This is a genomic window from Selenomonas sp. (assembly GCF_052169755.1).
Classification (GTDB): domain Bacteria; phylum Bacillota; class Negativicutes; order Selenomonadales; family Selenomonadaceae; genus Selenomonas.
Window position 1 is genome coordinate 1 of record NZ_JBQNBV010000088.1, and the last position, 8747, is coordinate 8747.

The 8747-nt window shown below is 57.6% G+C and carries 11 protein-coding genes; all 11 read left to right on the top strand.

Annotation, left to right across the window (positions count from 1 at the left end; translation table 11 throughout):
* Positions 1–224 precede the first annotated feature (224 nt).
* The gene (secG, locus tag ACTTKG_RS07185; RefSeq protein WP_442673564.1) at positions 225–440 is read left to right on the top strand and encodes a preprotein translocase subunit SecG; all 216 of its coding nucleotides are present in this window, start codon (positions 225–227) and stop codon (positions 438–440) included.
* A gap of 151 nt (positions 441–591) precedes the next feature.
* A complete protein-coding gene (locus ACTTKG_RS07190) occupies positions 592–1341 on the top strand; it encodes an alpha/beta hydrolase (RefSeq protein WP_442673554.1) in 750 nt (249 codons plus the stop codon).
* A 29-nt stretch (positions 1342–1370) separates the two neighbouring features.
* On the top strand, positions 1371–3980 hold the full coding sequence (gene rnr / locus ACTTKG_RS07195) for a ribonuclease R (RefSeq protein WP_442673555.1): 2610 nt from the start codon (positions 1371–1373) through the stop codon (positions 3978–3980).
* 42 nt (positions 3981–4022) lie between these two features.
* Positions 4023–4499, top strand: a complete 477-nt coding sequence (gene smpB, locus ACTTKG_RS07200; protein ID WP_442673556.1) for an SsrA-binding protein SmpB — start codon at positions 4023–4025, stop codon at positions 4497–4499.
* A 97-nt stretch (positions 4500–4596) separates the two neighbouring features.
* Positions 4597–4848, top strand: a complete 252-nt coding sequence (locus ACTTKG_RS07205) for a type II toxin-antitoxin system RelE family toxin (protein ID WP_442673557.1) — start codon at positions 4597–4599, stop codon at positions 4846–4848.
* A complete protein-coding gene (locus ACTTKG_RS07210) occupies positions 4845–5051 on the top strand; it encodes a phosphoribosylaminoimidazolesuccinocarboxamide synthase (protein ID WP_442673558.1) in 207 nt (68 codons plus the stop codon). Before ACTTKG_RS07205 ends, ACTTKG_RS07210 begins: the two co-directional genes overlap by 4 nt.
* 153 nt (positions 5052–5204) lie before the next feature.
* On the top strand, positions 5205–5741 hold the full coding sequence (locus ACTTKG_RS07215) for a biotin transporter BioY (RefSeq protein WP_442673559.1): 537 nt from the start codon (positions 5205–5207) through the stop codon (positions 5739–5741).
* A gap of 32 nt (positions 5742–5773) precedes the next feature.
* Complete coding sequence (gene bioD, locus ACTTKG_RS07220; protein ID WP_442673560.1) at positions 5774–6457, top strand: dethiobiotin synthase; 684 nt, start codon at positions 5774–5776, stop codon at positions 6455–6457.
* Positions 6458–6474: 17 nt separating this feature from the next.
* The gene (gene bioA, locus ACTTKG_RS07225; protein WP_442673561.1) at positions 6475–7821 is read left to right on the top strand and encodes an adenosylmethionine--8-amino-7-oxononanoate transaminase; all 1347 of its coding nucleotides are present in this window, start codon (positions 6475–6477) and stop codon (positions 7819–7821) included.
* A gap of 182 nt (positions 7822–8003) precedes the next feature.
* A complete protein-coding gene (locus ACTTKG_RS07230; protein ID WP_442673562.1) occupies positions 8004–8417 on the top strand; it encodes a PTS sugar transporter subunit IIA in 414 nt (137 codons plus the stop codon).
* Between the two features lie 44 nt (positions 8418–8461).
* Positions 8462–8747, top strand: a 286-nt coding sequence (locus ACTTKG_RS07235; RefSeq protein ID WP_442673563.1) for a 6-phosphofructokinase, incomplete at its 3' end; no start/stop codon positions are given.

Here is an 8747-nt window from a genome sequence, read left to right on the forward strand (position 1 = left end):
GAATATGGAGCGGAAAAACTTGAATCATCGCATGTAGTTTGCATGAGAAAGCCAATCGGTCTGCGTCTTTGGCTTGACCTCTTGGGGCTTCTACGAAAAAGGCGCGGCGCTTGATGGCTGCGCCTTTTTCTTGACTTCTCGGGCTTTCATGATAGAATAGTATAATAAGGTGGAGAGGAGAGACTCTCTGAACTGGAGGAGGTTCACTTTTGCTTACGTTTTTGATGGTGCTTGATGCGCTTGTCGCCATACTCTTGATCGTTGCTGTCTTGGGGCAGGAGCCTAAGTCTGCGGGCATGGGCGGCTTCGATGGGGGCGGCGGCGATACGGTGTTCAGCGCGAAGGCGCGTGGCATGGATGCGCTTCTTGCGCGTGTGACCGTCGTCTTGGCGGTTCTTTTTGGCGGGATCACGCTTGTGATTGCCAAGATGACGATGTAGGGCAGCCTTTGGCGCAGGAGATCCGGCGCGGTTTTCCTGGCGGCTGCACATGCGGCGGACGCTCGGCGAAAAGGCCGGGCGTTTCTTTCTATTGCGGGAGAGGTGCGCGGGATTTCGGCGTGCTCTGCATGTCGGGAAAAGGGGGGCGGCAATGATCATCGAGGGGGCAGAGCCTTTTCTCTTGCCGGGCGGTTCGCACGGCGTGCTGCTCCTGCACGGTTTTACGGGTATGCCGCCGGAGCTTCGGCTCATGGCGGAAGCGCTCCATCGCGAAGGTCATACGGTGCTGTGTCCGCGTCTCGCCGGTCATGGCACCAGCCCGGAGGATATGGCGCATACGGATGCTGAGGACTGGTACGATTCGGCGGCGGACGGGTATGCGCTGCTGGCAGGCGCTGCGCGGCGGATCTCTGTCGTCGGACATTCGATGGGGGCGCTTTTGGCTCTTCGCTTGGCGGCGCAAAAGTGTGTCGAGAGCGTCGTGACGCTCGCCGCACCGATCTTCATCGACGAGGGACGCGGCATGAAGTACCTGCCGCCACGCAGCGAATGCATCGGCAGATTTCACCCGAAGCTGCGCAAGTCTCTGCGCGATGTGCCGGAGTTTTGCAATATGACATACGAGAAGATGCCGCTTGTCGCCATTCATGAGATGGTCGGTTTCATCGAGCGCGTCAAGATGCTTCTGCCGCGCGTGACAGCGCCGCTTTTGCTCGTCCATTCGCTGCACGATCATACGGCACAGCGTTCGAGTCTCAAGTACATCTATGACCATGTGGGCGCGGTGCACAAGGAAGTTTTGTGGCTTGTGCGCTCGGGGCATCTCGTGATGCTCGATGCTGAACGGCGGACGGTGTTTCGGCGCACGGCGGCGTTTTTGTGTGCGCACGGCGGTGTGTGAAAGAATGGAGAAGGAACTAGGAGAAATGAATGGAACAAAATGAATTGCAGGAGCGCATCGTGAGTTATATGCGCACGGCAGCGTACAAGCCGCTGACGGCGGAAGAGCTGGCTGACGAAATGCCGCTTTCGGAAGCGGAGCTTGCACGCTTCCGGACGGCTCTGGAAGAGCTGGAAAAGACCGCTGTCGTCATCAAGACGCGCCACAACCGCTTTGGCGTGCCAGAGCGCATGAATCTCATCGTCGGCAGGCTCTCGATGTCGGCGAAGGGCTTCGGCTTCATCATCCCCGAGGTACGCGAGAAGGAGACGGACAGCGACATCTTCGTGCCGGGCGGCAGCCTCGGCGGCGCGATGAACGGCGATCGCGTCGTGGCGCGGCTTTCGCCGTCGGAGATCGCCGGACGCTCGCGCGAGGGAGAGATCATCCGCATCGTCGAACGCGCGAACGAGTGCATCGTCGGCACGTTCGAGGAGAGCCGTCATTTCGGCTTCGTGACGCCTGACGACAAGAAGATCGGGCAGGACATCTTCATCCCGAAGGGAGCCGTGCATGGCGCAAAGGCGGGCATGAAGGTCGTCGTGCGCATCACGAAGTGGCCGGCAGGCAGGAGAAACGCCGAGGGCGAGGTGGAGGAAATCCTCGGCCGTGCGGGTGAGCCCGGCGTCGATGTGCTTTCCGTCATGAGCCAATACGGGCTGTCGGAGGAGTTTCCCGCCGACGCAGCGGAAGAGGCGGCGGCAATCGAGGACGCCGTCGCGCCCGAGGAGTTTCGCGGCAGACGGGATCGCCGCAGCTTTCGCATCGTGACGATCGACGGCGAGGATGCGAAGGATCTGGACGACGGCGTTTACGCCGAGCGGCGTGCGGACGGCGGCTTCTTCCTCGGCGTTTATATCGCCGACGTCAGTTGGTATGTGCGCGAGAATTCGCCGCTCGACCGTGAGGCGCGTGCGCGGGGCACGAGCGTCTACCTCGTTGACCGCGTGATTCCGATGCTGCCGAAGAAGCTGTCGAATGGTATATGCAGTCTGAATGCGGGCGAAGATCGCCTCGCGATGGCATGTGAGATGGAGATCGGTGCGGACGGTCTCGTCAAGAGCTACGAGATCCTGCCCGTCGTCATTCACGTCTATCGGCGGCTGACCTATACGCTCGTCAACGAGATCTTCGCCGAGGGCGCGGACGCGGTGCGCGCGGAGAACGCCGACCTCCTGCCGCTTCTTGCGCCTCTTCGCGAGGTGCATGACGCGATGGAAAAGGCGCGTCATGAGCGCGGTTCCATCGGCTTCGACGTGCCCGAGATCAAAGTGAAGCTCGACGAGAGCGGCAAGCCCGTCGCGCTCATCAAGCGCACGGGATCGCTCGCGGAGTCGATGATCGAACAATGTATGCTCGCGGCGAACGAGACTGTCGCAGAGCACATGGAGAAGAAGGAGCAGCCGTTCCTCTACCGCGTGCATGAGCAGCCGTCAGATGAGAAGATCGAGCGGCTCAACAACCTCTTGGCGACGTTCTCGCTGCATCTTGCGCCGAATGAAGCGGGCGAAGTCGCGCCGAAGGATGTGCAGCAAGTCTTGGAAAAGGTCAAGGGGAGGCCTGAAGAGCGCATCGTCAGCGCCGTCTCGCTTCGCTCGATGCAGCAGGCGCGTTATGCCGATCAGCCGCTCGGCCACTACGGACTTGCCGCGCGTCACTACACCCACTTCACGTCGCCGATCCGCCGCTATCCCGATCTCATCGTGCATCGTCTCCTGCGCGAGACGTTCGCGACGGGCACGATTGCTGCCGAGCGTCAGGAACGCCTGAGGAGCATCCTTCCCGAGATCGCCGAGCACACCTCGGCGCGTGAGCGCATCGCCATCGAAGCGGAGCGCGAGACGCAGGATATGAAGAAGATCGAGTATATGGCGCAGTTCGTCGGCGACGCTTTCGACGCCGTCATCAGCGGCGTCACGGCGTTCGGCATCTTCTGTGAGCTGGACAACGGCGTCGAAGGTCTCGTCCATGTGTCGAGCATGGTCAACGATTACTACGAGTACCGCGAGGAGCTTTATGCACTCGTCGGCGGTGCGACGCACGTCTCTTACCGCCTCGGCGAGCCTGTTCGCGTCGTGCTTGTTCGCGCCAATATCGCCGAGCGCAATCTCGACTTCATTTTAGAGGACAACGGCGTATTCGTCGCTGCGAAAAAGCCCGAGGGCGCGAAAGCGGAGCGGGGCGGCTCCCGTAGGGATGAGGACGCGAAGAAAGGTCTGCGTTCGAAAAAAGGCAGGGGCAGAAAAGGCGCGAAGAAAAAGCGAACCGATGCGATCATCGCCGATGTGACGAGCGCGGCGCACGCGGAACCGAAGGCTCCGACAGCGGTGGAGCAAGGCGCAGCGCACGGGAAGAAGGGCGGCAGACCGCACAAGGGGAAGAAGCTGCAAGGCGAGGGGCGCGGTGCGAAGAAGCCGGAAAGGTTCCACGCAGAAAAGCAGGGCGCTCTCGCAGACGAGTCGAGCAGCAGTCGCCCCAAGGCGTTTTGGATGAAACCGCCGAAGGACTTGCGCAAGCAGGGCAAGAAAAATACGCCCAAGCCCGACAAGAAGCGGCGTCCGCATCATAAGACCGAGCGTGCGACGGCGAACAGCGATTGATGGGAGAAGCGGCAGCTTCGGCAGAAAGAACAGGGGGAAGCGATGGGACGCAAGAACGACGGCGTGAAGATCGTCGCGGAAAACCGCAAGGCGCGTCACGACTATTTCATCCACGAAACCTTTGAAACGGGGCTTGTGCTGCAAGGCACCGAGGTCAAATCTCTGCGTGCGGGAAGAGTGAACCTCAAGGACAGCTTCGCATCGATCAAGAATGGCGAGATCTTCGTGGAGAACATGCACATCAGCCCCTACGAGCAGGGCAATATCTTTAACCACGAGCCGCTCAGAAAGCGAAAACTCCTCATGCACAAGGCGGAGATCGTCAAGCTCTTTTCCAAAACGCGCGAGAAGGGCTTCACGCTCGTGCCGCTGAAGCTCTATTTCTCGAAGGGCAAGGCGAAGCTCGAACTTGCGCTTGCAAGCGGCAAGCATACCTACGACAAACGCCGCGATCTCGCGACAAAAGCCGCCAAGCGCGACATCGAACGCGCCTTGAAGGATCACAGCAAGGGCAGATGAAGCAGGAAAAGAGATGGCGCGCGCCATCTCTTTTTGATATACTTTAGAGAGAAGTCTTTGCAAATACGAGGAGATGTTCAGAAAAGGAATATGATTTATGAACATACAATATGCAAAAATGGCTGTGAAAAGTATTGGAGCAATGGACAGAACGATAAAGCGGCGTATCAAGCAGGCAATCGAAGGATTGCCGCAGGGCGATGTGAAACGGCTCAAGGGAAGTGATGAACTCTATAGGATGCGTGTTGGCGGTTGGCGAATCGTATTTTCGTATCCAGATAAGAATACCATTCTGATTGAAAAAATTGCACCAAGGGGCGATGTTTATAAGGGAGGTTTTCTGTTATGACGGTCAAAGCGCAAATCGTAGAAATGATAGATTTTATTCCAGATGGAGAATTACCGATTCTCTTGGAAGTGGTGAAGCGATTTTTGCCGAAAGATGCAGATGATGTTGCAACGGATGATGATCGAGAATCGCATCTGATCGCTGTGCAAGAATATATGCGTGGCGCTACGATGGCTCATGACGCTGTGGATTGGGATTCGTAGGAGATGAACGGACGGTAAAGCATGTAATATTGAAAAGAAAAATTTTATAGGATAAATGTCAACCATCTGCATATATATAGTTGACAATTTGCCGTCAAGAGCGTATGATAAGAGCGATTTATGAAACTATACTTGAGGGAGGATTCGAGATTTATGAAAATCAGAGAAATGGTTCTCTGTGCGCTCTTTATCGCGCTTGTTGCCGTCGGCGCCTTCATTCGCATTCCTGTTGGCACGGACGTCTACACCTTGCAGTTCCTCTTCACGCTTTTGGCGGGCGTATTGCTCGGGGCGCGGCTCGGGGCGGTAGCGGTCGGCACTTATGTTCTCATGGGGCTTATCGGCATTCCCGTTTTCGCGTCGGGCGGCGGACCAAGCTACATCCTGCAGCCGACGTTTGGCTATCTCGTCGGCTTCATCTGTCAGGCGTATCTGACGGGTGCGCTCGTGCGCGGCGGCGAGCCGACGTTCAAGCGTGTGCTCGGCGCGTGCCTCGCGGGTATGGCGGTCGTGTATCTTTTTGGCATATCTTATTTCTATATCGCCTCGAACTATATCGTCGATGCGCCGATCACGCTCTGGCTCGCGCTCTGGTACTGCGGCGTTCTGCAGGTTGTGCCGGATTTTTTGCTGTGCCTTGCCGCCGCTTTCATCGGTATGCGCTGCCGTAAGGCGGGGCTTTGGCTCTAAAATCCTCTTTGTGGTTAAAGGAGATATCTTTCATGGGAAAAGCATTGTTCATCACGGGAACGGGCACAGACATCGGCAAGACGTATGTGACGGGACTTATCGTCAAACGCCTGAAGGACGCGGGTTTTCGCGCGGGCTATTACAAGGCGGCGCTTTCGGGCGCGGAGGTGGGCGCGGACGGTGCGCTTTTGCCGGGCGACGCGCTCTTCGTTCGCCGCACGGCGGGGTTGGCGGCAGAGGACGCGAGCGTATCCTATATCTATCGTGACGCTGTATCGCCGCATCTTGCAGCGAAGATCGAGAGCCGCCCCATCGACTTTGACAAGGTCGAGCGCGATTTTTTCACGGCGAAGGAACGCTTCGACTATTTGACCGTCGAGGGCAGCGGCGGCATCATCTGCCCGCTGCGCTGGGATGAAAAGGAGCATGTTGTGCTCGATGATCTCATCGTGCGCTTGCAGCTTTCTGCGCTTGTCATCGCCGACGCGGGGCTCGGCACGATCAACGCCGCCGTCTTGACCGCCGAGCATTTGAAGATGCGAGAGATTCCTTTGGCGGGCTTCATTTTCAACCACTGGCAGGCGGGGGATCGTATGCAGGAGGACAATAAGAAGATGGTCGAGGAAATGACGGGTGCGCCCGTCCTCGCCTGTGTTGAAAAGGGTGCGAAGGATCTGCCGCTTGCCGCCGACGCGCTCGCCGCGCTGTACGCATAAACTTAGGAGGAGAATCTATGCCAACGATTGAAGAACGCGACTTACGTCATATCTGGCACCCATGCGCCCAGATGAAGGACTATGAAGAGCTTCGCCCTATGGTCATCGACCATGCGGAAGGCGCGTGGCTCTACGATGTGCATGGAAAGGCTTATCTCGACATTGTCAGTTCGTGGTGGGCGAACCTCTTAGGTCATGCGAACGAGAAGATCAACGCACGCATCAAGGCGCAGCTCGACCGCTTGGAACATGTCATCTTCGCAAACTTCTCGCACCGCCCTGCCATCGAACTGGCGGAACGTCTTGCCGCACTTGTGCCGGCGGGGCTCACGAAGTTCCACTTCAACGACAACGGCTCGTCCGCCGTCGAAGCCGCGCTCAAGATGGCGTTTCAATACTCGCAGCAGACGGGGCGCATGAAGAAGACGCGCTTTATGTGTCTTTCCGAAGGTTATCACGGCGAGACGATCGGTGCGCTCTCCGTCGGCAGCATGGATCTCTTCGCCCAGATGTACAAGCCCATGATGATGGACAACATCCACGTCGAAGCGCCCGACTGCTACCGATGTCCTTTCCAGAAGACGCGCGAATCGTGCGCCTGCGAGTGCTTCGCCTATGTCCAAAAGGCGTTCGCCGAGCACGCGGCAGAATGTGCGGCGATGATCGTCGAGCCGCTTTTGCAGGGCAGCGCGGGTATGCGCATTTACCCCGAATTGTATCTCAAAAAACTGCGTGCGCTTTGTGACGATTACGATGTGCTCTTGATCGCCGATGAGATCGCGACGGGCTTCGGCAGGACGGGCAGGCTCTTTGCGACGGAGCGGGCGGGCATTACGCCCGACATCATGTGCCTTTCCAAAGGTTTGACGGGCGGCTATATGCCGATGTCGATTACTGTCGTTAAAGAGAAGATTTATGACGCTTTCTATGCAGAGTGGAGCGAAGGCAAGGCGTTTATGCACAGCCACACCTACGCGGGAAATCCGCTTGGCTGCGCGGCGGCTCTCGCCGTCCTCGACATCCTCGACGAGGAAAATATCTTGGAAGAAGCGGAAAATACGGCTCTCTGGCTGACCTCGCGCATGGAAGAGGTGTTCGGTGCGCACAGGCATGTCGGCGAGATTCGCCACATCGGCTTGATTCACGCCGCCGAGCTTGTCGAGGACAAGCAGGAGAAGCGTCCCTTCGACGGAAGCCGCCGTCTTGGCTACGCCATTTATCGAGCGGCTCTGCGTCACGGGCTGCTGCTGCGCCCGTTGGGCGACGTTCTTTACTTCAATCCGCCGCTCAACATCAAGAAGGAAGAGCTTGACACCGCGATCTGCCGCATGAAGCAGGCGATGGATGAAGTGCTTGGGGTATAGAAACTATCAACGGAACGCCGTCCGCCGCAAAAGAAAGCGTCGGGCGGCTTTTTGCTGTAAATTTTACTCCTTGGAAATTAACCGCTTTTTTCAGAGGACATAGAGGAAAAAATTTGCTATAATAAGAATGATAAGCGCTGGATTCTATGCTTGGGTAAAAGCCCATCCGGGGGGTAATGGATATGTTTGCAATCATCGTTGGCACACACGGCAGATTGGCGGAGGAGCTGCTCGCATCCGTCGATATGATTTTTGGAGAGGTGCAGAATACGGCGGCGGTCACGTTTTTGCCGGGGGAGGGGTCTGCGGACATTACGGCGAAGTACGAGGCTGCCTTGGAAAAGGTCGATGCGTCGGGCGGTGCGCTCTTCCTCGTTGATATTTTTGGCGGCACGCCGTACAATACCGCTTGCCGCATCGTCATCAACAACGAGAAGTATGGCATTGTCACGGGGGCAAGCCTGCCGATGCTCGCCGATATGGTGAATGCGCAGATGATGGATGAAGGGACGGATATTCGTGCGCTGATGGAAAAGGCGGCGGGTGCAGGGCAGAAGGGCATCCGACTTTTCCATACGAGTACGGTCAACGCCTGAGGATTTGAGAGACGTACCATAGTGGCAGGATAGGAGAGAGATACATGATCAGTACGATTGGCGTTGTGACTTCGGGCGGCGACAGTCCGGGCATGAATGCGGCGGCGCGTGCCGTCGTGCGTACGGCGATATCCGAGGGCGTGAAGATCTTCGGCATTTACGGCGGCTATACGGGGCTTTTGGACGGTGATATCAAGGAGCTTTCGACGCGCAGCGTCAGCGATCTCATCCAGCGCGGCGGCACGTTCCTCGGCACAGGACGCTCCAAGCGCTTCCATACGGAAGAAGGGCGCAAAGAGGCGATGGAAAAGCTCAAAGCGCACGGCATCG

What these genes read in the sequence shown, in the direction of transcription:
- secG (WP_442673564.1), top strand. Translation starts at nt 225, where the DNA reads ATGGTGCTTGATGCGCTTGTCGCCATACTCTTGATCGTTGCTGTCTTG.
- ACTTKG_RS07190 (WP_442673554.1), top strand. Translation starts at nt 592, where the DNA reads ATGATCATCGAGGGGGCAGAGCCTTTTCTCTTGCCGGGCGGTTCGCAC.
- rnr (WP_442673555.1), top strand. Translation starts at nt 1,371, where the DNA reads ATGGAACAAAATGAATTGCAGGAGCGCATCGTGAGTTATATGCGCACG.
- smpB (WP_442673556.1), top strand. Translation starts at nt 4,023, where the DNA reads ATGGGACGCAAGAACGACGGCGTGAAGATCGTCGCGGAAAACCGCAAG.
- ACTTKG_RS07205 (WP_442673557.1), top strand. Translation starts at nt 4,597, where the DNA reads ATGAACATACAATATGCAAAAATGGCTGTGAAAAGTATTGGAGCAATG.
- ACTTKG_RS07210 (WP_442673558.1), top strand. Translation starts at nt 4,845, where the DNA reads ATGACGGTCAAAGCGCAAATCGTAGAAATGATAGATTTTATTCCAGAT.
- ACTTKG_RS07215 (WP_442673559.1), top strand. Translation starts at nt 5,205, where the DNA reads ATGAAAATCAGAGAAATGGTTCTCTGTGCGCTCTTTATCGCGCTTGTT.
- bioD (WP_442673560.1), top strand. Translation starts at nt 5,774, where the DNA reads ATGGGAAAAGCATTGTTCATCACGGGAACGGGCACAGACATCGGCAAG.
- bioA (WP_442673561.1), top strand. Translation starts at nt 6,475, where the DNA reads ATGCCAACGATTGAAGAACGCGACTTACGTCATATCTGGCACCCATGC.
- ACTTKG_RS07230 (WP_442673562.1), top strand. Translation starts at nt 8,004, where the DNA reads ATGTTTGCAATCATCGTTGGCACACACGGCAGATTGGCGGAGGAGCTG.